Origin of the sequence: Paenibacillus sp. LjRoot153 (assembly GCF_964253085.1) — a bacterium.
GTDB lineage: Bacteria > Bacillota > Bacilli > Paenibacillales > NBRC-103111 > Paenibacillus_E.
The window spans coordinates 6,363,981-6,390,890 of the sequence record NZ_CAXUQH020000001.1; the positions used below are offsets into that span (position 1 = coordinate 6,363,981).

22 protein-coding genes and 1 riboswitch are annotated in these 26,910 nt (G+C 48.3%); of the genes, 7 read left to right on the plus strand and 15 right to left on the minus strand.

The window, feature by feature from the left end:
• Positions 1 to 333: 333 nt before the first annotated feature.
• From ACSQ8P_RS27455 to ACSQ8P_RS27465, 3 genes are read left to right on the plus strand one after another with little or no spacing between them, the layout of a single operon-like run.
• Positions 334 to 1,788, plus strand: coding sequence for a circularly permuted type 2 ATP-grasp protein (locus tag ACSQ8P_RS27455; protein WP_436238094.1), 1,455 nt, complete (start codon positions 334 to 336; stop codon positions 1,786 to 1,788).
• A gap of 34 nt (positions 1,789 to 1,822) precedes the next feature.
• Positions 1,823 to 2,782, plus strand: coding sequence for an alpha-E domain-containing protein (locus ACSQ8P_RS27460; protein WP_436238095.1), 960 nt, complete (start codon positions 1,823 to 1,825; stop codon positions 2,780 to 2,782).
• Entirely contained in the window at positions 2,779 to 3,642 is an 864-nt protein-coding gene (locus tag ACSQ8P_RS27465) for a transglutaminase family protein (RefSeq protein WP_436238096.1), read from the plus strand. The genes ACSQ8P_RS27460 and ACSQ8P_RS27465 overlap by 4 nt, the downstream gene beginning before the upstream one ends.
• Positions 3,643 to 4,172: 530 nt before the next feature.
• Here the strand turns inward: ACSQ8P_RS27465 and ACSQ8P_RS27470 are convergent.
• Complete coding sequence (locus tag ACSQ8P_RS27470; protein ID WP_436238097.1) at positions 4,173 to 5,399, minus strand: GNAT family N-acetyltransferase; 1,227 nt, start codon at positions 5,397 to 5,399, stop codon at positions 4,173 to 4,175.
• Positions 5,400 to 5,670: 271 nt separating this feature from the next.
• Here ACSQ8P_RS27470 and ACSQ8P_RS27475 point away from each other — a divergent pair, with 271 nt between their 5' ends.
• Positions 5,671 to 5,988 (plus strand): helix-turn-helix domain-containing protein, encoded by a 318-nt coding sequence (locus tag ACSQ8P_RS27475; protein WP_436238098.1) that lies wholly within the window; start codon positions 5,671 to 5,673, stop codon positions 5,986 to 5,988.
• A 54-nt stretch (positions 5,989 to 6,042) separates the two neighbouring features.
• Here the strand turns inward: ACSQ8P_RS27475 and ACSQ8P_RS27480 are convergent, their stop codons facing one another.
• The 7 genes from ACSQ8P_RS27480 to ACSQ8P_RS27510 form a co-directional block, all read right to left on the minus strand.
• Positions 6,043 to 7,014: a GNAT family N-acetyltransferase gene (locus tag ACSQ8P_RS27480; protein ID WP_436238099.1), complete on the minus strand. Its 972-nt coding sequence runs from the start codon at positions 7,012 to 7,014 to the stop codon at positions 6,043 to 6,045.
• Between the two features lie 654 nt (positions 7,015 to 7,668).
• Positions 7,669 to 8,748, minus strand: a complete 1,080-nt coding sequence (locus tag ACSQ8P_RS27485; protein WP_436238100.1) for a Gfo/Idh/MocA family protein — start codon at positions 8,746 to 8,748, stop codon at positions 7,669 to 7,671.
• A 26-nt stretch (positions 8,749 to 8,774) separates the two neighbouring features.
• Positions 8,775 to 9,680 (minus strand): AraC family transcriptional regulator, encoded by a 906-nt coding sequence (locus ACSQ8P_RS27490; RefSeq protein ID WP_436238101.1) that lies wholly within the window; start codon positions 9,678 to 9,680, stop codon positions 8,775 to 8,777.
• A gap of 98 nt (positions 9,681 to 9,778) precedes the next feature.
• On the minus strand, positions 9,779 to 10,954 hold the full coding sequence (locus ACSQ8P_RS27495) for an N-acetylglucosamine-6-phosphate deacetylase (RefSeq protein ID WP_436238102.1): 1,176 nt from the start codon (positions 10,952 to 10,954) through the stop codon (positions 9,779 to 9,781).
• Complete coding sequence (locus tag ACSQ8P_RS27500; RefSeq protein WP_436238103.1) at positions 10,944 to 11,726, minus strand: glucosamine-6-phosphate deaminase; 783 nt, start codon at positions 11,724 to 11,726, stop codon at positions 10,944 to 10,946. Before ACSQ8P_RS27500 ends, ACSQ8P_RS27495 begins: the two co-directional genes overlap by 11 nt.
• Before the next feature lie 18 nt (positions 11,727 to 11,744).
• The gene (locus ACSQ8P_RS27505) at positions 11,745 to 12,761 is read right to left on the minus strand and encodes a Gfo/Idh/MocA family protein (protein WP_436238104.1); all 1,017 of its coding nucleotides are present in this window, start codon (positions 12,759 to 12,761) and stop codon (positions 11,745 to 11,747) included.
• A gap of 2 nt (positions 12,762 to 12,763) precedes the next feature.
• Positions 12,764 to 13,618 carry a sugar phosphate isomerase/epimerase family protein gene (locus ACSQ8P_RS27510; RefSeq protein WP_436238105.1) on the minus strand — a complete coding sequence of 285 codons (855 nt, stop codon included), beginning with the start codon at positions 13,616 to 13,618 and terminating at the stop codon, positions 12,764 to 12,766.
• Positions 13,619 to 13,897: 279 nt separating this feature from the next.
• Here ACSQ8P_RS27510 and ACSQ8P_RS27515 point away from each other — a divergent pair, with 279 nt between their 5' ends.
• Entirely contained in the window at positions 13,898 to 14,134 is a 237-nt protein-coding gene (locus tag ACSQ8P_RS27515; RefSeq protein ID WP_436238106.1) for an AbrB/MazE/SpoVT family DNA-binding domain-containing protein, read from the plus strand.
• 42 nt (positions 14,135 to 14,176) lie between these two features.
• Positions 14,177 to 14,286, plus strand: a riboswitch (TPP riboswitch).
• Positions 14,287 to 14,379: 93 nt separating this feature from the next.
• Positions 14,380 to 16,155, plus strand: coding sequence for a phosphomethylpyrimidine synthase ThiC (gene thiC / locus ACSQ8P_RS27520; protein WP_436238107.1), 1,776 nt, complete (start codon positions 14,380 to 14,382; stop codon positions 16,153 to 16,155).
• A 48-nt stretch (positions 16,156 to 16,203) separates the two neighbouring features.
• On the opposite strand, the gene bioC is transcribed toward thiC, so the two are convergent.
• The 7 genes from bioC to ACSQ8P_RS27555 form a co-directional block, all read right to left on the minus strand.
• Complete coding sequence (gene bioC / locus ACSQ8P_RS27525) at positions 16,204 to 17,073, minus strand: malonyl-ACP O-methyltransferase BioC (RefSeq protein ID WP_436238108.1); 870 nt, start codon at positions 17,071 to 17,073, stop codon at positions 16,204 to 16,206.
• On the minus strand, positions 17,063 to 17,851 hold the full coding sequence (locus tag ACSQ8P_RS27530; RefSeq protein ID WP_436238109.1) for an alpha/beta hydrolase: 789 nt from the start codon (positions 17,849 to 17,851) through the stop codon (positions 17,063 to 17,065). Before ACSQ8P_RS27530 ends, bioC begins: the two co-directional genes overlap by 11 nt.
• A gap of 2 nt (positions 17,852 to 17,853) precedes the next feature.
• Positions 17,854 to 19,026, minus strand: coding sequence for an 8-amino-7-oxononanoate synthase (gene bioF, locus ACSQ8P_RS27535; RefSeq protein WP_436238110.1), 1,173 nt, complete (start codon positions 19,024 to 19,026; stop codon positions 17,854 to 17,856).
• A gap of 13 nt (positions 19,027 to 19,039) precedes the next feature.
• Positions 19,040 to 20,038, minus strand: a complete 999-nt coding sequence (gene bioB / locus ACSQ8P_RS27540; protein WP_436238111.1) for a biotin synthase BioB — start codon at positions 20,036 to 20,038, stop codon at positions 19,040 to 19,042.
• Entirely contained in the window at positions 20,035 to 20,778 is a 744-nt protein-coding gene (gene bioD, locus ACSQ8P_RS27545; protein ID WP_436238112.1) for a dethiobiotin synthase, read from the minus strand. The genes bioB and bioD overlap by 4 nt, the downstream gene beginning before the upstream one ends.
• Entirely contained in the window at positions 20,775 to 22,136 is a 1,362-nt protein-coding gene (bioA, locus tag ACSQ8P_RS27550; RefSeq protein ID WP_436239617.1) for an adenosylmethionine--8-amino-7-oxononanoate transaminase, read from the minus strand. Before bioA ends, bioD begins: the two co-directional genes overlap by 4 nt.
• Positions 22,137 to 22,344: 208 nt before the next feature.
• Positions 22,345 to 25,461, minus strand: a complete 3,117-nt coding sequence (locus ACSQ8P_RS27555) for a beta-galactosidase (protein ID WP_436238113.1) — start codon at positions 25,459 to 25,461, stop codon at positions 22,345 to 22,347.
• A 246-nt stretch (positions 25,462 to 25,707) separates the two neighbouring features.
• On the opposite strand from ACSQ8P_RS27555, the gene ACSQ8P_RS27560 reads away from it, so the two are divergent.
• Positions 25,708 to 26,781, plus strand: a complete 1,074-nt coding sequence (locus ACSQ8P_RS27560) for a LacI family DNA-binding transcriptional regulator (protein WP_436238114.1) — start codon at positions 25,708 to 25,710, stop codon at positions 26,779 to 26,781.
• The last annotated feature ends 129 nt before the right edge of the window (positions 26,782 to 26,910 follow it).

The window sequence follows — 26,910 nt, forward strand, 5'->3', positions numbered from 1 at the left end:
TATCACATTTAATGTGACTTTTTTTAACATTCACCTTATTCGACAATATTATAGTGATTTTTCATGCAAATCAAGCTAAATTACTGAATTTTTCATGAATTTTCCGAACATTAACAAAAAATTAATGAGAAATGTCGGTATTTTCACATGTTAGTTATATTGACATAATTTTCTGAAAAATTTACAATATAAGAAAACCACACGCCATCATTTCATGTGTTATATAATCTAACACAATTTAAGAACTTAGATCAGAAAGGAGGCCTGGTTTCTGCTTCGGGCCCTAGCTTCATGTAGCTTCCGAATGCATATTGATGAAACCAGGGAGCTGCGATGTCCAAACCTGAGAATCTGGTCACTACCCCTTATGATCCTCGTCCTTTTTTTGATGAAATGTTTATGAACGCATACTCGGTTCGCCCTCATTATCAAAGTACCTTCCTTCAATTCATGTCGATGAAGACAGGTAACTTAAACAAGCGCCAAACTGCTACGATGAAAAAGATGATGGAAGAAGGCATTACCTTCACTCTCTATAGTCCCGATCAGACAGAGGCCCTAGAACGCACACTTCCCTTCGATCCTATCCCTAGGATTATCCCGCAGGAAGAGTGGTTGAAACTCGAACGAGGACTCAAGCAGCGCGTAAAGGCACTTAATCTGTTTCTCAAAGATATTTATCATGAGCAGGCCATTCTGAAAGATGGGATTATTCCTAGAAAAATGGTGCTTTCCAATTGTTATTTCCGACCCGAAATGATGCGACTTTCGATTCCAAACGATGTGTATGTTACGGCCTCTGGGATTGATTTAATACGAGATGAGCAGGGTGAATATTTCGTTCTTGAGGATAATCTCCGTTCCCCCTCTGGCTTCTCTTACCTATATAAAAGCAGATCAATCATGACGCACTTATTCCCTGAACTTGTGTTCAGCCATTCCATTCAAGATATTGAGCATAGTTTGAATGTATTTCTAACCGCGCTACGCAAGCTGAGTCCCTCAGGTAAGCCGGATCCTGTCATTGGACTTTTGACACCTGGCTGCTATAACTCCGCGTATTTCGAGCACACGTTCCTCGCTCAGCAAATGGGATTAGAGTTAGTTGAAGGACACGATCTCGTCGTCATTGATCACAAAGTGTACATTCGCGGTATCAAAGGACTTCGCCAAATCGATGTTCTCTACCGCCGAATCGATGATGATTTCTTAGATCCACTCGCTTTCGATCCGAACTCAATGCTTGGGGTCGCTGGCATTATGAACGCCTATCGCGCAGGCAATATCAACATTGTGAACGCACCAGGTACAGGTGTAGCTGATGACAAAGCCATCTATGCCTACGTGCCCGATATGATTCGATATTACTTGAATGAAGAACCTATTTTAAACAACGTACCGACGTATATTCTTTCGCGGCCTGATGAGCGAGCGCATGTCCTAGCGCATTTGCATGAAATGGTTGTGAAGGAAACTTCGCTATCCGGCGGCTACGGCATGCTAATTGGGCCAACGGCTTCAGAGAGCGAAATTGCTGATTTCCGGCTCAAAATACTAGCCAACCCTGATCGCTATATCGCGCAACCTACGATTCAACTATCTAGAGCACCTGTCATGGTCGATGGTCAAATGGCAGCTAGGCACATTGATTTGCGAGCTTTTGTCATCGCAGGTGAAGACATTCAAGTGATTCCTGGCGGACTCACGCGTGTTGCTTTGAAAGAAGGCTCCCTCGTTGTGAATTCTTCGCAAGGCGGGGGATGTAAAGATACGTGGGTTGTTCGCTAAACGCAACCTACAATTCGAATGGAGGCCAAGGGATATGGTAATGATGGGACGAACAGCGGAAGCTTTATTCTGGATCGGTAGATATTCGGAAAGAACAGAGAATCACGCTAGGCTGATCGATGTGTATTATCATATCCGTGAGGACATGGAAGGCAGCAGTAAGCAATCCTGGAGCCGACTCATCGATACAATCGGGGACCGTGCTGTTTTCCTTGAACAGTACGGCAGCTTCACCGAACAGCATGTACTTCAATACATTACGCTAGATAAAAATAATGCCAACTCCCTACTTGCCTGCACGAACCATGCACGTGCTAATCTACGAAATATTCGGGAGAAAATGCCTTCCGAGCTATGGGATATTTTGAATGGACTCTATTTATGGCTAAAAGAAAAAGAAGTCCGCGATATCACGAATGATTCGCCTCATTTATTCTATCGCTTTATCCGGGATACGCTATCTATGTTTCAAGGTGCGGCAACTTCCGTCATGCCTCGTCAGAACGAATGGCATTTCGTTGAAGCTGGGCGTTATCTAGAACGTGCTGAGAATCTGCTGCGATTAATTCAATCGCTTTGTTCGGAATATGCCAAAGAGGACTTTTCATCCTATCCGCTCATGCTTGCGGTTTTGAAATCGGTTAGTGGATACGAATCGTATCGAAAAGAATATGCAGATACGGTCAATTTGAACAGCATCATCAAATTTTTGTTGTTAAATGAGACCTTTCCGCGTTCGGTCGCCTTCTCCATTCAATCTTTGGAGCGATCGTTTAAGGGCATTCAATTAGATGATCCTGAACTCACCAACGCCGTGCATAAGCTGGCTAAATTAGCAGGGAAAGTGAAAGCGAATTTGGCCTGCATGGATGAAGATGATCTGAGATCAGGTAAATTAGAAGCAACATTACAAACACTCCTCGACTCCTGTAATGGGATGGGGGTAAGGATGTCCAAAGTCTTTTTTCCCTCTCGGGAGGAGGTTATCGCATGAAGAAGCTGGAGATCACCCACATTACTCGTTATTCCTACACCGATACCGCACAAGACAGTGTCAATGAAATTCGGCTAACTCCATTAACGGACAATCGTCAGTCCTGTTATCACCATGCGATCACAACCGAACCTGTATCGGCTTTCTTCACCTATTCAGACTATTTCCACAACCGGGTACACGCCTTTACGGTCAACAAACTCCATCGCGAACTCACGATTAAGATGGTCTCCACTGTTGTCACCCATGAAAATAATAACAATCCTGTCTCCGTCCCTTCACTCTATGAAGACAAAACTTTAAGATCCGGAGATGAGTTCCAGAATGAATACGCTGAATACTTATTACCAACCAGCTATACCGGGCTTACGCCTGAGTTAAAAGCTTATTCCGACGCCATTCTCGATGATGGCGTACCCTTATATGATCTACTTCAAACGATCTATACCACCATTAATCGCGATTTCACTTACGACGTTTCCGCAACATCCGTGCAGACAACGGTAGGCGAGATGTTGAAGCTGCGGCGTGGTGTTTGTCAGGACTACTCTCATTTCATGATCACCATTTGCCGCGAAAAAAGTATTCCAGCCCGTTACGTGAGTGGTTACCACTTCGTTGGTGATTTGCAAGGAGGCAGCGCGGATTTCACGCAAGCCTCCCACGCATGGGTGGAATGTCTCATCCCCGGCTCTGGCTGGTTCGGGTATGACCCAACGAACAATTGCGAAGTGAACTGGCGCTATATCAAGCTTGGGCATGGACGAGACTATAATGATATCGTTCCTGTCAAAGGTGTCTATCGCGGCTCGGGCACACAGGACCTGGAAGTTATTGTGGATGTTAAGCTAGTGGAATAGAGTTGCGGTGGCAGGAAGTGGCTTGAGCACCGAGATTCCGAGTCCGCATTCTGTACGTCCATACCGTGTACTCACCTTGCCCGAGGTTTGAACGATTGCTCCAGAGACATTTGCATTAACTGGAAAATATCCAGTTATTTATGTGAAATTCCCTCGAAAACTCGATTTAACTGTAAAACATGTAGTTAAAACTGCCTCTTTTGTTCAGATCGGGTAAAATGGTTAAAATTAACTGTAGGTTATCCATCTATTCAGCGTCTGAGCGAAAAAAAACTAAATTTAACTGGAGAAAATCCATCTATTTGAATAGAGCGTAGGAGATTTACCAAACTTTCATCCTACTTTCTCACAATTCTGACTCAGCAATCCAAATTCATACCTCTACATCTATATCTACGCTTATTTCTACAACCAGTCCCACTCTACTCGCAACCCGTATGTCACTCATCATCACGCCCTATTAAATAGGGGAAGCTTCGCTTACCCTCATGCCTAAAAGGCACGGATCTCGGATCCGTGCCTTTTCTCATTTAAAAGAAATCCGTCAGATACGTTGTGCGCTCCGGAATAAATCGTTCCAATCTGGAGATCTCACCTGCGTCACCTTGCAGACGGCCAATGCGATGCAGCAACGATGCTCGTTTGTAACCCATGAGCAGCGCGGTTAATGTTTGAATATCACACGAAATGACATGCCGTTCTTCCTCTTTTTCGCTGCCTCCCCCACTAACGAACACTCGTTCCTCATTTATGTTAACAACTTCATTCCCCTCACCATGTCCTGGTTGAATTCGGAATATCCCGTTATTCCACTCAGCGTGTCCATCACGAAGTTGAAGATACAATGGCTTGTCATCGCCAACACCTTCCATAACCGTATGAAATGAATACCCTCGAAGAAACGCCGCAGCATCAACAATACGTGCCATAAAATAGGGAACGATCTCTTGCTTGATCCGGGGATCCGCTAACAAAAAAGGCAGCGGGTCGCCAAGCGGTGCCTGGCATACCACTTTGTCAATCATCGAGTCATGATTGGAGATCAATCGCAATAGCCCACGATTCGCTTCTTCCGTTAGTGCAATCAACTCATGCACAGTGAGCACCTTTTCCTTCACTTGATAAATGATGTACCCTTCCGGTTCTCCAGCAGGATTCAGATATAGGGTTACGATTCCTTTCTTCTTGTTGAAATCTCTCTTACGCCACCAATCCTCCGTCCGAACGAGCATACCGTTAAAGCGTTTCGCATATGCCTCGTAGATCGGATTCAGCACCGCCGGTTCCGCTTCAATCCGTTGGAGCGTGCTGCCAGCTGCCACCTCTGGCTTCGGTAGCTGATGCGTTGCAATTTCATATCGCATGTATTCGATATAGGCCTCCCACCCATATTTGCGATAGAAGGCAAAAGCAAACGGCGCTAGGAAAGATACAGTCTGCCCGGATTCTTTCATCATTTCCAGCGATTTAGACAATAGTTGGCCAACCATTCCCTGTCGACGATACTCTGGCCATGTCGCTACAGCCGCAATGCCACCCATCTCAAAAGCTTTGCCATTTATCCACGTTTCCAGCTCCAGAATCGTTAGTTTGGCTGCTAGCTGATCTTTGGCGAAATAGCCCCATGACTGTTGGGACGCCATTCCAGCCAGACGTTCATCTCGTTCCTCCGGCAAAACCGTATATTGAAAAGCAAACTCCGACAAGGCAAGACTGTCATGTAAATCATCCTGTTTCAACAATCTGATCTGATCCATAATGCCTCCTTCTGATCCATTTTCTTCTATTCTAACATGTAGATTTCAACATAATCCATATAACCCGATTTCCATCAACATTCTTAAAAAGTGATAACCCTGCACACCCTCATAGACGTATTTAGGGCTATTTTCCAAAAATCAGACGATAGTTCGCCTGGCATTACGCCACTACAATGAAGAAGCGCAACGATCAGTATGGGAATTCCTGCACTGGTTCCTATCCCGGTCCGCTGCCGCCATTAAGGAGAAAAAATCTGAAACCGACGTCATGACCAAGTTCGTTATGGAGTATGTGGAGTCCAATTTCGGAGATGACCTGTCACTGGAAGCCATCTCAGCCAAGTTGGGAATTACCGGTCCGTATCAATCGACCTACTTCAAAGAAAAGACGGGAACGAATTTCAGCGACTATATTTTCACCGTCCGAATGAATAAATCGATTGAAATGCTGCGAGATACCGACCTGAAAGTGCAGGAAATTGCTTCGCTCGTTGGTTACTTCACAGCTGCTTCTTTCAACCGTGTTTTCAAGCGACATACCGGGATTACACCTAGTGAGTTCAGAAGGCTTAATAATAAGAATTAATTGAAAAAGGGAGCAGATACACCCGGATGGCGTATTTGCTCCCTTTTGTTTCCCTTAATTTAGATCCTTGGCATATCTCGCATAGCATTTCCAACTCTGATAGCCCAACTTTCCGTAGAAATCTACGAAAGGTGTCGTATCAATGACCACATGGCGAACATCACGCTGCAACAGGTAATGAATCGCCGCTTGTACAATCGAGATACCGTACTTATGTCCTCGGAAGCTCTCGTCGATGCCAAGCGGCCCGATTCCCCCTAGTTCTCCCTCGAAAAGTGGTGACCAATAAATGTTCTGAGCTAACAAAGGAGACTGAGCATCGTTCATCCTGCAAAACCCAATGATCGAGCCCTGTTTCTCTAACAGAACGAACTCTCTACCCGTCCCCCCGCGTTCCCAATAGTCGCGATGCTGATAATCCCACGCGCCAGGAAAGCAGCGGGTCATGAACGCTGTTAAGCCTTCTCGATCACCCCGATTCGCTACTCGGAATGTCGCCTCATGGACAGCTGGCAATGATACGTTCTGATCGTCCTTGTAAGCGTTCAATAGATCGAATGATTTCTCCAGGAAGGCGTAATCCCTCTTCTCAAACCACGTTTTCGTTTCCTCGAGCTGATCCGGAATCCCTGGAAAAAGACGGCCGTGCAGATCATTACCCAGCATGATCCGCCGTGCTCCGGCATTCTGCAGGGCTTCTTCGGCTTTGTAAAGCAAATAACTCCCGATTCCCTTGTTTCTATGCTGCGGGTCTACCATCAGGGCCTGGATCCACCCCATATCCCCGCGAATGCCTAAACGCGTAGTAACTTCACTCGCCATCTTGGCGATGACGAATCCAACAACACGCCCGGAAGATTGCTCTAGCGCCACCCAGGATCCTTCTCTTAACCAAAGTCGGTCACCTACGACATTCTGCTCCAGCAATCGAAGCCTCATCGGAAACAACTCTAATAAATCCTTATCCCAAAGCGCCACCAGATCACTCAGATGCGATTCATCCATTTGTTCGAAATTCCAGTTCATGCTGCTCCTCCTCTTCGTCACCATCATTCCGCACACGTAACTTACGGCAATTGGCATAGCCTTACTGAGAAATATAGGACATCGTGGCGATCTCGCATATAAGCAAATCTTTCACTTATTGGTAGATGATAAGGATCACCTATGAAATGAAGCCAGTTATTTCGACATCGCAGCTAATTTCCGATTAGTGCCGCTGTAGCCACTTGCCCACCATTCGCTCACATACTCACTCACTAGCCACTTACCCAACACTCGTTCACATACACATTCACTAGCCACTTTCCCAACACTCGCTCACACACACTCACTAGCCACTTGCCCGCCACTCGCCGACAACTAACTGTATAAAGTACATCTATTTTTTGGAAAATCATCAACATTTCTCGATTAAATGTAAAAAGTACAGCTAATGTAGCCCAATTCAACCATTCCCATCAAATTGCGTTCAATTAGCTGTAGGAAATACATTTATTCCTTGAAAATGGAGAAAAGGTGCAACATTAGCTGTATGAAATCCATTTATTTCAATGAATACCCCCTTGCAAACCTAAATAAACGTACGAAATAAATGGCTTCGCCGCCCTCTCAGCACGAAATATCTCAAAAAGCCCCTCCCCCACCTGAATAGCGAGATCGGAGCTTTGCCTTTAATGCTTATTCCGCATAAATGTGAGGATTTTGGCGTTGACATTCCTCGATAACCCACAGCTGCCTGCGCACCTGCTGAGGCGTAATCTCCAGCTCTTTCCCCTCGGTTAGGGTATCATACAACATCAGGTACAGCTTCTCCGTCATATGCTCAAAAGCCGTCTTCCCACCTGGAATCGCCACCTCCCAGCTTTCCGTTTGCCAAGGCAGCTTCTCACTGCAATAGGCAGGCTTCCCATCTGCTGAAAATAAAGGCTCACGGATCAGCTTCTGCTCAGACGCTTCCTCAGGTTTAAAATATTTCCACTCCAGCTTATCCCCCGTCCCATGGAGGCCCCCATTCGTTCCTTGAATGTTGAACTGCTCATGTGGAAATGCAGAACTGGATGAAATTTCCATATCTATCGTAGGTCTACCTTTTCCACGCAAAAGGAGCTTCACATAATCCTCCGCATCACCAAAAGTATTCGTTCTATCCATGATACACATGACCTCCGGCTGTGTATCCGCACCGAACAGCTGCAATGCTTGATCCAGTGGATGTGGCCCCGTATTCATCAAGCTCCCGCCATTATTGCTTTGCAACGTTTGCCAATCCCAACGGCGGGCAAAGCCATTCAGGCTGAAGTCGATCTGCACGATGCGACCCAGCACGCCGGATTCGATCACTTTACGCAGCTGAACGAAGGCCGGCTGATAACGGGATTGCTGGAATACCGCCAATATAGCACCGTTTCGCTCAGATGCCTCGATTAGCTGGTCAACCTCCTCCGTTGTCTTTGCCAACGGCTTTTCGCACAACACATGCAGTCCGCGGTTAAGCAGCTCCAGCGTAATCGGAAAATGCTGATGGCTCGGCGAAGCATTCACGATCAAATCCAGCTCCTCATGGGCCACCATCTCGTCCCAGGACGCGTATGCTTGGCATCCGTATTCTTGTTTCGCCAGCTCTTGACGTTCTGGAATGGAGTCCGCAACCGCCGTAATCCGGTAATGCTCAGGCAGCTGAACGAGCAAATTACCGTGGATATCGCGCCCGCTGCGTCCCTGTCCAATAATACCTACCTTTACAATTCTCTTGGTCATCGCAACTACCTCTTTCTTTCATGGGTTTAGGGGGTCTTGCCAAACGTTTTCTTATATTCAGTAGGCGTGATGCCTGTTCGTTTCTTGAATGTTCGGATGAAATGACTGAGATGATGAAACCCAACCTGAAAGCCAATTTGTGTAATCGTATGCATGTTGCGCTGAATCAACTCCATCGCCCTTTCAATACGTACCTCATTTACATAATCGACGAAGTTCTGCCCTGTCTCTTTCTTAAAAACCGTACTAAAGTAAGCAGGCGCCATATTCGCTAAGAAAGCCCCTTGCTCCAGCGGAATATCCTGACTGTAGTTGTCGTGAATATATCGTTTTACTTCTTCGATTGGATGCTGGCTCGTTGAGGTTGATTGTACATGTTGCTTCCGCCTTGCACGCCGGTATTCGCGATCCATAATGATGAGAAGCTTGACGAGGCTCGTACAAATGGCATATTCATAACCCGCTTCGCGATGCTCAAATTCATCCTGAATATCTTGCAGCAGTTGCTCGACTAGAAGCTGCTTCGACTTTGCGATATGCAACCACGGCAGCGGTAAGGAAGACAGATCGGGTAATTCGTCTGCATTTTGAAGTAAAGGCTGCAAGGTATCCGAGAAAGGCTTCAACTGCTCCTTCACCAGATACGGAAGGAAATCAACCAGCACCACTTCGAACTCGCGCTCCTCAATAGCGCTCAAGCTATGCTCCACCCCTGGGGTGATGATGAACATATCCCCTCTGCTGACATTCAGCGACTTGCCGCGCAGCTGATGGTTGCACACACCCTTGAGCACATAAGCAATCTGCGTATATTCGTGGATATGCAAAGGCTGCTTCAGCGTGAGGCTGGAGTAGCGGAATATTTTAAAAGGAAATTCCTTTTTCAGTGTGGATTTACTTTGAAAATAGGACATTCCCTTCCCCATGCTCATACGATTACCACCTGTCCGAAGCCATATTTCCTTCAAGCATATGCCAATTGGCGGAATAGAACAACCTTTCTGTGCAGTCGCGTGACAAGACGCATGGCTTAGATCTTGCGGCCTCCATCATAGACGAGCTTGCCAGCTTTGTACGTCTGTTGCAAGGGGATGCGGCCGTCCGCTTGAACCCCGCCCAGGAGCACGAAGTCGGCAGGAGCTCCCGCCGATAACCCCTCCGCAACGGGCAATCCCATCAAGCGAGCCGGGCGTGTCGAGGCCATTTCCCACGCTGATGAGAACTCGGCGATACCCCGTCGGTTCAGATGCTCAATGCCCCACAGCAACATTTGAGCCGAGCCTGCAAGAAGCCGGGGGTCAAAAGCCAAATGAAGCTTGCCTTCTGAGGTAAGTACAACATCTCCACCGATGTGTGTCTTGTAGACGCCTGGTTCAAGACCGCTGATGGCTACGGCATCACTGACTAGCAGCGCTTGCTCCCCTTTCACTTTCAGCACGACTTTCAACACTTGGTCCGGCAAATGAAATCCATCCGCGATGACACAGCTCCACAAGTTCTCCTGTGCCAATTGCTCCCACAGGTAATTCGGATGGCGTGGCAGCATCAGGTGTGCCCCGTTACCCAGATGCGTCGACATCCGAGCGCCTGCCGCGACAGCTTCCTGAATCTGCGAAGCGTCTGCAGCGGTGTGGCCGATGGACACGATCACGCCACTATCGGCGCAGCGCTTGATGAATGTGGCACTGTCCAGCCATTCCGGCGATAGTGTCACAATCTTGATGCGGCCGCCCGCTGCTTCCTGCCAACGGCAGAAGAGGTCCCAATCCGGTGGCATTACGGCATCCAGGCGGTGAGCGCCGCGCGCTCCGTCATCCGGTGAAATGAACGGGCCTTCGAGATGAATGCCCGCAATGCCTTGTTCCGTCGCCGGGTCCGTCGCGCAGGCGCTTGCAATACTGCCGAGCGCACTTTCGATCGCATCGGGCGTGTTCGTAATAACGGTGGGGTAACTGGAGGTGACCCCTTCCCGCCACAGCTTGCGGATGATTTGACTAACCGTTTCCGCTTGCAGCGGAAGCTGGTTGAAGTCTAATCCCGCATAGCCATTGATCTGCAAATCGACCAAGCCGGGGGCGACGATCGGCAATCCATCTGATTCTTCTACCTGAATCATTTCACTAAACCGTCCATCGCGGACGGTAATCGCGACAGGTGCTCCTGTAGCATAATGACGTGCGCGCATGACGCTCGTTTTATTGGCCATAGGAATCGCAATCCAAGTACATCGTGCAGTCCGGATGCTGGCGGAGAATCGTCGATGGACACTCGGTCGAGATGGCCCCGTTCAATGTACGCTTCACTGCCTGATGCTTCGTAACACCGGGTACGGAGCAGAACAGATGTGCACCCGACATCAGCGCTGGAATGGTTAGGGTTAATGCATGTGTCGGCACGTCTGCTAAGCTAGCAAAACATCCGTCATTCACCTGCTGCTGCCGGCAAACGTCATCCAACTCCACAGGCTTAATCAACGCCGGATCAGCGAAATCGGCAACAGGCGGGTCATTGAAGGCGATGTGACCATTCTCACCAATACCAAGGCAGACAATATCAATCGGCGCTTCTTCAAGAAGTGCGCTATACCGTCTGCACTCTTCTTCTGCCTGGTTCTGACTATTAATCAGATGCACCGTGCCTGGCTTTACCTGATCGAACAATCGATCGTTTAAAAAGCGCCCAAATCTCTGCGGCGCATCCTCTCTCAGCCCGATGTATTCATCCATGTGAAACACAGTGATCCGCGACCAGTCGATGGCTTTATCTTGAGCCAGCGTTTCGAGCATTTCATTTTGCGAAGGCGCTGCCGCGAAAATAATACGGATAGCCGCTTTCTCAGCAAGCAGCGACTTGATTTGGTTGGCTGCATCTAGCCCAGCCGCTTGCCCCAACGCTATCCGATTCTGATACACATTAACCTGCAAAGCATCGATTCGTGCCTGCCAGATTGGCTGCACCTGTAATTGTGGCTCGCTCATAGGATCGTTCCTCCATTATCAAAAAGTCAGCTGCCGACCTTCAGCAGCGCTCTTATAAATCTGTTCAACTAGCTGCACCGCGCGCAGCCCAGATTCACCCGTAACCAGCGGTTCATCGCCCGCTTCGATAGAAGCCATGACGTCCAGAAGCTGGCTTTGATGGAAATCCGACACAATGCTGCGCGGATCCGTAATGCCGCCATAGGCACCCGCCTGCGCCCAAGTTGGTTCGCTTCGCCCCGGCACCGTCCAATGGACAATCGTCGAGCCTTCCAGCTTGATCGAGCCTTTTTCCCCGTACAAATTAATCGTCGCTGCAAAGCCCGGAGCAATGCTGGTCGAGGCCATGATTGTACCGAAAGTCCCATTTTTAAATTGCAAAATAGCTAATCCTAAATCCTCGGCTTCCATCTCGTGCGTCTGAGTAGCCACTTTGCCAAAGACGGTGTGAACGTCTCCTGCGAACCACAGCAGCAGATCTAAGCAATGAATCCCTTGGTTCATTAAGGCCCCACCATCCTCAGCGATCGTTCCGCGCCATTCCGCGCTATCATAATAAGACTGGGATCGATGGAAGGGCAGCGATACCTCGACTAGCAGAAGTTTTCCGAGTGCGCCTTCATCCAACACCCGTTTAATGGCTTGATTCTGAGCCTCAAACCGCCTCTGTGAAATGACAGAGAGTGTAACATTCTTCGCTCTTGCCGCTTGCACAAGCCGCTCCGCGTCGTTCACATTCATACTGATTGGTTTCTCTATAATCAGATGCTTGCCTGCATTCACGACTGCAAGCCCGATGGCCGCGTGACTACCGCTTGAAGTCGTGACACAGACGATATCCACATCGGACCTGGCAAGGAGCTCGTGATAGTCCGTCGTCCAGGAGCAGCCTTCACGATCTGCAACCGCTTGCGCCTTCTCTTCCGTTCGGCTAGATACCACAACCAGACTTGCCTCTTCGATATGACGGATGGCCTCGATATGAAAATCAGCGACCGATCCACAACCGATAATGCCGAACCTCCAGTTAGCCAACCCTATACCTCCTCAAGCAGAGCTCGAAGCGCATCCAGCGTCATTCGCGTACCTGTCAGCTGACTGCCGCCTTCCGGAACAAAATGCGTTTCAATTGTATACAACCCCTCATACCCATCCGCTTCAAGCGCCTTTATCTGAGCCACCACAGCTACATTGCCAGAACCGAGAGGCACACATTTCGGTGTTCCATCTTGACGAATGTAAGCATCCTTCAGATGGACATGTGCCAAAGCATCCTTCATGTACTGGTACCCGCTCGGGAATGCCTCTCTGGCGCCATAAGCTTCGTTGCCTGGATCCCAAAGGCCCCGAACCGCTGGAGAATCGACGGCGGATACAAGTGCCGCCACTTCCTCCGCAAAGCCTCCATTACAGGAAGGCTCATTCTCTAAGAGCAGGACCACGCCTTCCCTCGCTGCGATGTCGCCTGCCCTTTTTATATAATGAACAATCTCATCACGATGCCGCTGTGGGTCCATTTCCCGCCAAAACGAGAAAATACGAATGCGTGTCGTCCCCAGCAGCTTAGCAATTTCGATCACTCTATCCAGTTTCTTAAAATGTTCTTCTATACTCTGTTCCTTCTGACCAAACGTGTCCCCCGATTCAACCAATCGCTTCGGATCCAACGCGCATTTAAACAAAGGAGATGCAATGGCAGAGACATATAACCCACGCTCTTCGACCATTTTGCGAATGCCAACGATCTGATCGTCATCTAATACGGATACATTGATGCCATTCACAACTCTTACTTCGACATGTTGTAAACCCTGTTCTGCAGCCCAATTCAACGCTGTCTCGAAATCCGGAGATACTTCATCCGTCAGTACGCCTAATCGATTCCAAATCAATGAATAACCTCCAACTTCGCTTAAGAATGCGATTCTGATTTCTTCTTATTTTCCTAACTATACCAAGATTGTCTGGGGCAAAGTTGACGTTTCTATTGAAGTAAGTTTACATTTTTTTCGCTTTCACTCGGCAGTGAACATCTTGCCCACTCCATGAAAATCATAACTAGTAAATAAAAGGAATTTGAGTGCATATGTGGAATAGATGTATATACAGAATATGAGTCTTTGTAACTAGTAGAAGTAGTTCTTTCGTTCATGAAAAAAGGAGGTAAATGTATGAAATCGACGGGAATTGTAAGAAAAGTAGACGAATTGGGACGGATCGTTTTACCTATTGAGTTGCGTCGGACACTCCATATTGAGATCGGTGACGCCATCGAGGTCTATGTGGACCCTGAGCGTATTACGCTCAAGAAGTATATGCCTGCTTGTGTGTTCTGTGGTAATTTCGAGGACATGACCTATTTCAAAGGGAAGCTCGTTTGCGGCAACTGTATTGATGAGATAAAATAACGATTGCAATAATTAGAAATAAAGTGTAGATTAAATACCTAAGTGCATAATCACGGGAGCTTGGTGAGACCAGGCTGAGAGGATAGTTATAACTATCGACCGTTAAACCTGATCTGGATAATGCCAGCGGAGGAACACAAGATCTCTTTGTATACCAAGAGACCGCCTCTATTTATAGATGCGGTCTTTTTTTCGCAGCATGAATCCTCCGCTTGATTAAAATCAACTATTAGGAGGCAAGGTAAATGTCAATGGAAACTAGTAATGAAAAGGTCGCTTCTTCAACATCCGCTTTTCCGGGAAGCAAAAAAGTTTATGTCGAGGGCTCACGAAAGGACATCAGGGTCCCCATGCGTGAAATCAAATTGAGTCCTACTACTGGGGCTTACGGAGAGCAGGAAAACGCCCCTGTTCGTGTGTACGATACGAGTGGTGCTTATACAGATGAGGAAATCCAAACCGATATTCGTGCAGGTATTGCGCCTAATCGTTTGAATTGGATTGTAGAACGCGGCGATGTTGAAATATATGAAGGAAGAACGATTAAACCGGAAGATAACGGATATACCAAGGAAGAGAACGTTACCGAAGTTTTTCCAGGCTTACATCGTCACCCGATGAGAGCGAAAACAGGTCGTAACGTAACCCAGATGCATTATGCACGTCAAGGTATCATCACGTCCGAAATGGAATATATCGCGATTCGCGAAAATGTATCTCCGGAATTTGTGAAAGACGAAGTCGCTCGTGGTAGAGCGATTATCCCCGCCAATATTAATCACCCTGAAAGTGAGCCTATGATTATTGGACGAAACTTTCTTGTTAAGATCAACGCGAATATTGGGAATTCAGCTGTATCGTCTTCCATTGAAGAAGAAGTGGAAAAAATGAGATGGGCTACTCGCTGGGGCGCTGATAATATTATGGATCTCTCAACGGGTAAAAACATTCATACCACCCGGGAATGGATTATTCGTAATTCCCCTGTTCCTATTGGTACCGTACCTATTTATCAAGCACTAGAGAAAGTGAATGGAAAAGCAGAAGATTTGACGTGGGAAGTGTACCGTGACACGCTAATTGAACAAGCTGAGCAAGGTGTCGATTACTTTACGATTCATGCTGGTGTTCTGCTGCGTTATGTTCCTCTTACGGCCAAACGAGTGACAGGTATTGTTTCACGAGGCGGCTCCATCATGGCAGCCTGGTGTCTCGCCCACCATCAGGAAAACTTTCTGTATACCCATTTTGAAGAGATTTGTGAAATCATGAAAACCTATGATGTATCCTTTTCATTAGGAGACGGTTTACGCCCAGGATCCATTGCAGATGCGAATGATGAAGCCCAGTTTGCAGAACTAGAAACATTAGGTGAACTCACCAAAATCGCTTGGAAACATGATGTACAAGTCATGGTAGAAGGTCCTGGTCACGTACCCATGCATTTAATCAAAGAAAATATGGATAAACAACTTGAAATCTGTGACGAAGCTCCATTTTACACATTAGGACCCTTGACTACGGATATTGCGCCAGGCTATGACCATATCACTTCTGCCATTGGAGCAGCGATGATTGGCTGGTTTGGCACTGCCATGCTCTGTTATGTAACGCCCAAAGAGCATTTGGGCTTGCCCAATAAAAACGACGTTCGTGAAGGGGTTATCACTTATAAAATTGCTGCTCATGCCGCTGATTTAGCCAAAGGACACAAAGGTGCCATGGACCGCGATAATGCATTATCCAAGGCACGTTTTGAATTCCGCTGGCATGATCAATTCAACTTATCCTTGGATCCAGAAAGAGCCATTGAATACCATGATGAGACACTTCCTGCAGAAGGTGCCAAGGTCGCTCATTTTTGTTCGATGTGCGGTCCTAAATTCTGCTCCATGCGAATTTCCCAAGATATCCGAGACTTCGCTAAACAACAAGGCCTTGAGGAAGCTCAAGCCATTGAAAAAGGGATGAGTGAAAAGTCAGAGGAGTTTAAGAAAGCGGGCCACGCCCTATATACGTAAGTAATGGCATAGAAAAAAAAGGGTTGCTGCGGCAACCCTTTTACTTTTCTAACCTTCAGCCGACGCTCGGATCATAAGAAGATCGTAACTAGCAACGACGCCTCCCTGTATGCCGAACTTATCCTCGTATTCCTGGTACATCTTGGCGAACAGGCGTCGCGTGCTGATGCCATGCAAAGCAACAGCTTCTGATGTGCTAGCTCCCATTCCTTTTACCGAAAAGAGGAAATCTCTTACGGAAGCATACGTTTCCTTTCGAACCTCACGCTCAAATTGGATATTTGAAAATCCAGCCTCCTTAAGCCACTCCTTCCACTGATCAGTCGATTGAAAGGATAAGCCATGCCTCTGCGGCTCCATGCCGCTAGCTCGATAAACTTCATGAAATGACTTGTGCAGTTCATGGAACGTATCAGGTCCGAAGGTAGTGAACACCAGCATACCTCCAGGACGTAGCAGCCGTCGAAGATGGCCTAGCGTTGACCCTTGATTGCTCAGCCATTGAAAACAGGCGTTAGAAACGATGAGATCAAATGAGTTCGAAGGAGCATCTAGCGCCCACACCTCAACATCAGCATGAAGAAATTGCAAGCGAGCCGATAGGCTTTTGTAGGACTCCGAATCGTTTACCGCACTAGAAAGGACTCGCTGTTCAGCCGCTTTGATCATCTCAGGTGCGATATCAAGTGCAGTAATAGATACAGAGGATAACTCCTTCAGCAAAATTTCAGTCAGAGCACCCGTGCCGCAGCCGATCTCAAGTAGGTTGAGTCCGTCTGCGTCACGATCGCCCACCCATCCTGTGAGTGACTGAGCAAGCCGGTCTGCCATACTACGCTGCACACGAGAATGACGGTCATACGAACCTGACGAACTACGGTTAAATTGACGCTGAATCGCAGTTATCCTAGTGCTCATGCCACCATCTCCTCAGTGTATCAACTGTGGCCGCTTCCCTATCCAAAAACGGTACATGCCCACAATAAGGAATGGTAAGTAACTCTGCTTGAGGCAATCCTGCAACAAGCTCTAACGCAGCGTTGTAAGGACAAATCTTATCCTCAGTGCCGTGAACAACAAGAACGGGACAATCGATCATCGGCAACTTAGACAAGACTTCCTCACTTCGTAAAATCTGGAGGCCCGAGATGAGTCCCGCTGTTGTCCAGCACCCGGAATACGGGAGATTCCTCCCGTGACCCGTTCCTATTTTAGCTTCCGTAAATAGGTTCTGTCGAAATTTGGTTTCAACGTCTTGCGGGTTCTGCTTGAGCTCGATAATCATCTGTCTAATGGCAGCAACGGACCATCCGAGGCCCGTCTCTTCCTTTGTCCTGGTGAAACGAGCATTTGCCGCAAACAACACAAGCCCATCCCCGTAGCCTTTGGCCGCTAATCTCAGTGCCAATAGTCCGCCGAGCGACCATCCGCAGATCAGAAGCCTGCTACGATCCTCCTTCGTTTGAGGAGCTAATCCATTCAAAGACAGGATATTCTCGGCGGCCGTTTCAGTCAGGAGCAGCATTTCCTCAGGAGAACCAGCCTCACTGTAATCGACTGAAATATGATGAAAATCTGGCAATAACTCACGCATGGGATCAAATATCTCATCGGACATGCTCCAGCCTGTCAGCCACATGATGGTGGTACTTCTCACTTTCGGAGTCTTTACTTCGTGAATCTCTGATGTCATCATAGCTAAATCACTCCTAGTCGTAGTCCAATGTTACGAATTCGTACAGCAGCATCTCTCAGTTCATTTTCCGTGTGAGCCGCCGACAAGGAAAAGCGAATACGAGAAGTGCCATCAGGGACCGTCGGTGGACGTATGGCTACTGCTGCGATACCTTCATCTTCAAGAGCACTGCTGAAGCGTAAGGTCATATCGTTATCGCCGATGATCAGGGGCACAATCGGAGAGTTACCCACACCGATTGTGAAACCAGATGACCCCAGCAAGGACCGAAATAAAATGCATAACGCGAATAGCTTTTCTCGCCTCCAGGGCTCGCCCTGTACCACAACTAATGCCTCTGAAACACCAGCTACAATAGAGGGAGGTAAAGCAGTCGAGTAGATGAGTGGCCCCGCTTTGTTCACCAGCCATCGAATGAGCGTACGACTGCCGCAGATATATGCGCCGTAGACACCGAACGATTTGCTGAACGTCCCCAAATGAATATCCACATCATCCTGGACTGCAAGCTCATGGCATAAGCCCTCTCCACGCTTCCCGTAAATCCCACCACTGTGCGCCTCATCTACCATCAGCATGGCTCCGAACTCGCGTTTGAGCGCGACCAATTCACGCAATGGCGCCTGATCGCCATCCATCGAGAAGACAGCGTCTGTTACGATCAGCTTTCGTCGTTTATCTCGGTACTTATTCAATAACACTCGCAAATGTGCCATATCATTATGCCGGTACCGAGCGTGCTCCGCTCGACTCAGAATAATACCATCTGCAATGCTTGCATGATTCCATTGATCGCTGAAAACAACATCGCCTCTGCCAACTAACGCTGCAATAACACCGGAATTAGCCATATAGCCGTTTGCAAAAACAAGTGCTGCTTCACATTTCTGCCAATAGGCTAACTCTTCTTCAAGACGATCATACGGGGGCCGATTGCCCGTCACAAGCCTTGAAGCACCTGAACCTGCTCCTTCTGTGAGCAGCTTCTCGCGCATCACTTCAATAATGGCAGGATGCTTCGCAAGTCCCAGATAATCATTGGAGGACAAGTTGAGCAGCCTTCGTTCCCCACGCAATGTGTAGCCTGGAGCTTCACATACAGGACTACATGTACGCAAGGAGCGCTCCAAAGAGGCGTCTGCCAGTAACTCAAGTTCTTTTTCTATCCAATCCATGGTTGTCACAACCTTAAAGGGCGTTTAATTCAATTTCAAATCCCAAATCTTCAATAATTTGATGATCAGCCGAAACGTCTTGGCCTGCTGTTGTTAAATAGTCACCTACAAAGAGTGAATTTGCAGCGTACAGCGACAGAGGCTGTAGGGAACGAAGGTTGACCTCGCGCCCACCCGCTACGCGGATTTCTTTGGATGGACAAATGAAACGGAACAGGGCCAGTACCTTCAACGCTTTCATCGAAGGCGTGCGGCCTGCGTGTTCTAGCGGAGTTCCCGGAATCGCATTCAGGAAATTAATCGGAATCGAATCCACATCGAGTTCGCGTAATGCATAAGCCATTTCAACAATCTCTTGATCGCTCTCACCCATACCGATAATGACACCGGAACAGGGGGACATGCCTTGAGTCTTTACTTTATCCACGGTTTCAACCCGTTGGTCATAAGTATGCGTCGTGGTGATGGATGCGTAATTGGCTTTACTGGTGTTCAAGTTATGGTTGTAGCGATGCACGCCCGCTTCTGCAAGACGTTCAGCTTGATCGCCCTTCAGAATACCCAGACATGCGCAAATTTTGAGCGGCATCATTTCACGAATCTCTTTAACTGCGTCTACGACTTGATCTAATTCCTTGTCTGTAGGGCCTTTCCCAGCTGCTACGATGCAATAGGTTCCAGCTTTGCGTACCAACGCTTCACGCGCCCCGGCAAGCAATGTATCTTTATCAAGCAGGGTGTACTTGGCAACCGGCGCCGTCGAAACAATGGATTGCGAGCAGTAGCCGCAGTCCTCGGGACAAAGGCCGCTTTTGGCATTGATGATCATGTTTAGCTTCACTTTTTTACCATAAAAATGTTTTCTCACTTGAAAGGCAGCCTGCAGCAGAAGCAGCACCTCATCATTGTCGGCTTCAAGTACAGCGAGCCCTTCTTCTAGGGTTATACACTCCCCATGTAACGCTTTTTGAGCTATTGATTGCCATTTCAAATCAACAGTAATTGTTTTCATTTCAATAATCCCCCTAATGCCTGTCTGATTGGCCCCAATTGTATGGTTTGGCGAACGGTATGTATCCACATTTCTGAATTGAAATCGGCGTGCAAGCGGGGAAACCTACCCAGGACCTTAAGACCACTGTACTGTTCGATTAACTCCGCATTGGTAGCTATGCTCGGGTCTTCAGTCGGCTCGGTCCATTCGCCGTCATTCATGATAATGCCTGTAATTGGAACTCCGCGACTCTTCAGGAATGACACAGTCAGGAGCGTGTGGTTAATCGTACCGAGGCTGGAACGGGCTATAATCAGCGCAGGGATCCGAAGCTCTGAGATCAAGTCCACCACCATAAGGTCGTCGTTGGTAAGCGGTACAGCGACACCGCCTGCACCTTCGATGAGCAGCGTGTCGTAACGTTTCGTAAGGGGTATCCCTGCTGCAATCAGCTCCTTGAGCGTAAGGGCCACACCCGCTTGTTTAGCGGCTAGCAGCGGCGTAAGCGGAGCTTCGAATGTAAATGGCGCCACAGCCTCTGGTCGCTCATCGATTCCCGTAATCTGCAGCAACCTCTCGCTATCTGTCAATCCGATGCCCAGCCGTGCACCGGATTGAACAGGCTTCCAGACACCCACATTCAGCCCTTCAGCGCGAAGAGCAGTGGTAATAGCCGCAGTGACAATTGTCTTCCCGACACTAGTGTCTGTCCCTGTCACAAATAAACCTCGTATGGATTCATCTCTCACTCTGCTCATGTCATGGAACCGCCTTCTGTAACGCTAATGATGGATTCTATTAAAATATCAGTCATAGCATCAAGCTCAGCTTCATTACTAGCAAGCGGAGGGATAAAAACAATCACATTACCAAGCGGTCTTGTTAGCATTCCTAGTTCTCTTGCACGCAGACTTGTGCGTATGCCGATTCGTTCTGACCATTCATACGGCTCGCGTGAAGCCTTATCGCGTACAAGCTCGATTCCGATCATCAGTCCCTTCTGCCTGATTTCACCGACGTGCGGTCGAGCCTTCAGCGCTGCGAGCTTACGCTCGACAAATGCTGCCTTTGCTCTTACACCTTCAACCATGTTGCGCTCCTCCATCAGCTTCAAACTAGCTAAAGCAACAGCACACCCAAGCGGGTTGCCCGTGTAAGAATGACCGTGAAAAAATGTCTTCTGCTCTTGGTAATCCGCATAAAATGCCTTGTAGATCTCATCTGTCGCAAGTGTTGCAGCCACTGGCAAATAGCCGCCTGTAAGCCCCTTCCCTATCACCATCAAGTCAGGTGTAACCTCTTCAAGATCACAAGCGAACATGGCACCCGTCCGACCGAAGCCAGTCGCCACCTCGTCAGCGATAAACAGTACGTCGTGTTTCCGGCATAGCAATGACATTTCGCGCAGACAGCCCGGCGGCATGACAACGATGCCTCCTGCCCCTTGCACAATGGGCTCCACAATGAGCGCCGCAATCTCATCCGCCTTCGTCTCAAGCAATTTACGAAGAGTAGTTAACGTAGCTTCCAGTACCTTCTTCTCATCGCCATCATGGCGATAAGCGTAGGGATATGGAATGATGTGAGAAGGAAATAACACGGGGCGGAACACCTCATGATAGAGAGGAATTGCCCCAACACTTACCGCACCAATGGTATCTCCGTGGTACGCTTGATTCATCGTGATAAACCTCGTTTTACACCGCGTTCCCTGGTTATACCAGTATTGAAATGCCATTTTGATCGCGATCTCGACAGCAGTCGCTCCTGAATCAGAGTAGAACACTTTGTTTAACCCTTTCGGCGAAATCCCCACCAACTTCTCTGCAAGCTCGATCGCTGGTATATTGGCCATTCCGAGCAGAGTGGAATGGGCGACGCGACCCAACTGATCAGTAATCGCTTGATTTAACTCAGGTACGTTGTGTCCATGTACGTTAAGCCAAACAGAGGAAAAACCGTCAAAATAAGCTCGGCCATGGACATCATACAGCCTTATGCCTTCGCCACGTTCAATAATGAGAGGATCAGCGTTATTGTAGTCTTTCATTTGAGTAAAAGGATGCCATAAGTGATCCTTATTCAAGGTAGCAAGCCGTTCATAATCCGTTAACATCATGTATCACCATCCGTAATTCATTTGATTGTCAACCAAAATAAACTATTTTCGGTTGACAATCAATCGTGGCAATTTTAACAAACGGGGAGAATCCTGTAAAGAAAATTTTACAAGTAAGCATGAAAAGCTGAAAACCAAAAACCCCTGCAGGAGAAGCATAAGCTTCTCTTCCACAGGGGCTCTTCTATATTTCATTCAGCTGCTACTACTTCACCTCGACCTGCACCTGATCAGGTCGATACACTGCCAACAACTCGCCCGCAGAATTCGCGGCGAACATCACGGTACGCTCGGCTTCCAGCTCGAACGCGTAACTCCGGCCCGTTGCCGGATCGGTCACTTCAATCTGCGTGTCCACGCCGAACTCCGAGACGAAGATAAACAACGCGCCAGCATCGAAGCTCAACTTCCGTCCATACACGCCCGGCAGCTGCCCGCCTTTCGCCCACGTCAACTCCGCCTCAACACCGGCTGCCTTCATCGCATACGCGTACAGCTTCTCAAGTACATCGCCGCGCTCACCAAGCTCCACTGGGAGTGGACACCAGATCAGCCGCCCTTTACCCAGCTCGTAGCTACGAACGACGCCATGCTGCGAATTCCATTTTCCATCATCAGAAAGTGGAACCTCTTTATTCAGCTGAGCGATCCGCGATCCTCCAAAGGACACAGGAAGCATTTCGCCATCCAAAACCATCGCTTCTTCCCGCACGATGTTACTGAGCACCGTTTCACCTACAATATCGGTCAAGCGAGCAACTGGTGCCCAGTACTCATTTAAACCAAGCGGCCCCGTAAACAATAGCGTTCCGCCATTCTCACGGACATGCGTCGTCAATTTCGTAAGCGCGGCATCACTGAAGTTATGTGCACTTGGCACGATAATTAGTTTCGGCTGATCCGTCGCCAAAGCTTCCAAATGATACTCGCTCAACCCGCGGAACGGTACATTCATCCCATAAGCTAGTGTTCGAGTCAGCTTCGCTGTTGCGTCACCGGCTACTTTGCGCGTGGAAAAATCATTTGAATACGGGAACACAGCCACGACATCCTCTAATTTGCGTCCAACGAAGAGATCACGAATCGCGCCCATGAATGCCCCGAAATCGTAGGAAACATCAGCCTCCGGCTTCTCAGTCCCATCTGCCCGAAGCGCACCAATATGCGACTCATTGATATTGTTCATATAGAAGTTGATATTCCAAATCCACTGAACAGCCCCCGCCCCACCTGTCGAGAAGGCATAGGCATATTTGCGCTCCAAAATATTTCTCAACTCATATTCCGAACGCTTCGCGCGCCCATCCGCAGTCTCTACATACATAATGCCCGTTTCTTGAATCAAGCTTGGCTTCGTCGGCGCCTTGGAGAAAATCCCGTCCCACACCAACTGATCCATCAACCACCACGTATGAACCGTCGTATAATCCACAGCTTCCGCGTAAAAGAATGGCGATGGCCGCTGTGCGCCTAATCCCTCATCCTGTCCCACAGTCGCTAACTGTGCGGGATTGATACTGCGAATTGTCGCGATCAATTCCTTCGCCCAACGATTATGCATATCCATGGTGAAAAGGGTGTAGTCCAGCCATGGCCCGCCTTTTTTCTCCATCGTTTCCGTGGTACTCATGTTCACCTCAGAAGGATCGAGCAATCGGACACTAGCAAAACTCGGCAGCTCCGCAGGAGACATATTCCACCGCTCTTGCAGCTTGCGAATATCCCCATGACGCTCCTCCAGCCAAGCTACGTATGCTTCGTGTTCGAAAGCATCATGTGCCGACTGCGGCCCCGCAAAAGGTTTGCTCGGATTGAACATCGACGGCTCATTGATCAGATCCCAATGCACATTCGTTGTTTCCTTATGTCTAGACACCACCGAGGATATAAACCGCTTCTGCGCTTCCACGCTGCGCGGATCCAAATACGGATTCACGCCCTCCCACAGCTCTGGTGTAAAAGAGAAGAAATTGAATGTGACTTCGATCCCATGTCTTTTGCAAGTCAAAATAAATGCATCAATGCTGCGCAGTACTTCCTCATAGGGGTGTCCGTCTACGAACATGATTTGACGCCATGCCGACCAAACGCCAGTACGCAGCAGATTGATTCCCGCTTTGACCATTTGCGCAATATCTCGATCCCACACGGAAACGTTCGGTAAGAACAAAAACTTCCTCGCCACATCACTCGTCATATACGTCATCCCAACGATCGGAAGCGGACGTCCGTCCTTCCAGAAGTAGTCGCGATCACAGGACATCGGCGTCCCTTCGCGAAGCAGCTCAGCATCATACCCCCAGAAGCCTTGGTTAAACGTGCGCGTTTCCCCCGTATTCGCTACCGCTTTACAAACCGCTGTATAGTAACCCGCTTCGATATCGATAGGCATATTTACCTTTTTAAAGGAGAGCTCACGTGACGCGTTCATCGCGAATTCCGTCGTCCAGATCGGTGTTGCATCACCGTCCTTGGATACTTGCACATGGAATTTCCATGACACATTCTCGGAGCTTACTTCCGTACGATTCGCAAGTGTCTGCAATTGAACCGTCAAGGATGCACGGTCGCCTGGATCATAACAAGCGTAGTTCGGCTTGAACCAAATCTCCGTAACGCCTCGTCTTGTATACGCTGCTAACTCCTCGACTAATGCGCCTCCCCCGTTACCCCAGAAGGTTTCATCCGTGACTACATTGGCGAAAATCCACCGGCCCCCCGCGAATGCCCCCTTCGTATTCTCAAGAAGCACGATCGGCGCTGCCACTTCACGTCCCTCCTTAGAAATTCCTTTCAGAAGAGGAGTGAAATGCGCGTCCATCGGACCGCTAGAGCCAATTTGACCTGGATGATCATCGGTCCGTGTCACATGCAGCGCGAATCCAACCGTTGGTTGAATGGCGAACAGATTTTCCTTACCTGCCAGCAACGGCAAATCGGCATTCGCGGTATAGCTTGCGATGGGAGCGTCGTCTACGGAAAGAATTTCATGAATTTGAAGCTGCTGATGGTAAGCAGTCTGCTCGATTTCTAGTTCCCAGCCCTCTGGGCCTAGGTAGGCCGGTACTCGAAAAGGTGCGCTGCCCAGATGTACGAATCCTTTGCCCTTACGCGCATGAGTCAAGATTGCATGCCATGCTGACTTCGGAAAGTAACGTCCGTGGAGATGGATGAAGCTATCTGCCCCCTGCTGCAGCGCTGCTTCTAGCCCCTCCGCTCCAACCACTCTTCCTATCTCTCCAAGCTGTGCAACAGCCTTGTCATCGGGCCGAATTCCTTCATATGGAAATGTGGGATCGTAAAATATGATCGTTGTAAGCATGCTCTCATCCTCCAAATGGGTATATGGTTAAACCGCCACCCCATATTCATTTTGTTATTTTTGTTAGGCTAACAACTCTTAATTATGAACATAATTTACTCACTTTCTAAGTTGCGGTCAATCTTTTTTTTTGCACAGACCCTTTATATAAGCGTATATTGACATTTCCCCCCTGATCAGGAACAATAGATTTGTTAGGTTCGATTTGAAAACGCAACGTATGTATAACATAGAAGGATGTCACTCATGAGCCCAAAAGTATCCATGCAGCAAATTGCTGACCGACTAGGTATGTCCAAATATACCGTTTCTCAAGCTTTGTCAGGTAAATCAGGCGTTAGTGAAGAAAACCGTCTTCGTATTCAGGAGACTGCGAAAGCGATGGGCTATACGCTCCAGCAGAAGCACCCGCAACGTTCTACAACTAGTAATCAAGCTGCCAGCCACACAGGTATTGAAAGTGCGCACATGACGACCGAAATCTCTCCCTATATCCTGGTCTGGATTCAGTCTACCTATTTAGAGGACAACCCTTTCTGGGGAAAGGTTCTCACCGGCATTGCCGCTGCCAGCAAAGAGCTCAGTTATGAGCATCTCATCGTTCCCATCGCGCCTCACCATCAACTGGGACTGCAAATGCCTTCCTATCTCGATCCGTCGCATTGCATTGGGCAGCTGCTAGCAGGTACCTTTCCTGCGCAGTCCGTTATTTCGTTGAAACAGAGCGGGATTCCACTCGTCCTCATCGACCATAATGAACCCCTCATCGAAGTCGATAGTGTGCTCAATAATAATTTGGACGCTGGCAAAATGGCCTGTCAACGCTTGCTCTCCGCTGGCGCGAAGCGTGTTATTTTCATAGGCGATGATCAATTCGCCGTTAGTTTCAAAGAGCGATGGTGGGGCTGCCGCATGGCTCTCGAGGATATGGCCGGACCCTCTGAGCACTACCATTTGAAGAAATGGCAAATCACCTACTCCGGGACACATATGCTTCACCAATTGGAGCGCAAAGTAGCGGCATTGACTCCGGAAACTATGCCCGATGGTTTTGTTTGCGCCAATGATCACCTCGCGCTAGCGTTGTTGCCTATTCTGAAGCGCTGCGGCCTCGACGTACCTAATCAAGTTAAAGTCATCGGGCTGGACAATATCGAAGCAGCCGCTTACGCGACCCCAACGCTGAGCACAATTGAGCTCGGCAAGGAAGCTTTAGGCATTCGAGCTGTAGAAACACTGCTGTATCGATTGCAGCACCCGGGCAGACAGGTGGAGAAAGTGGTGTTATCTGCTTGTTTCATCGCGCGGGATTCTGGGTAGTATCGAGTTTGTTAGCCATAGACAAATAAACACGCCGAATTCGGCGTGTTTGTTTGCTGTTACGATTCGTTCAATCTTCCCACCATCTGCATATCCAAACTGAAATGGATTCGTACAAAGAAAGTGGAT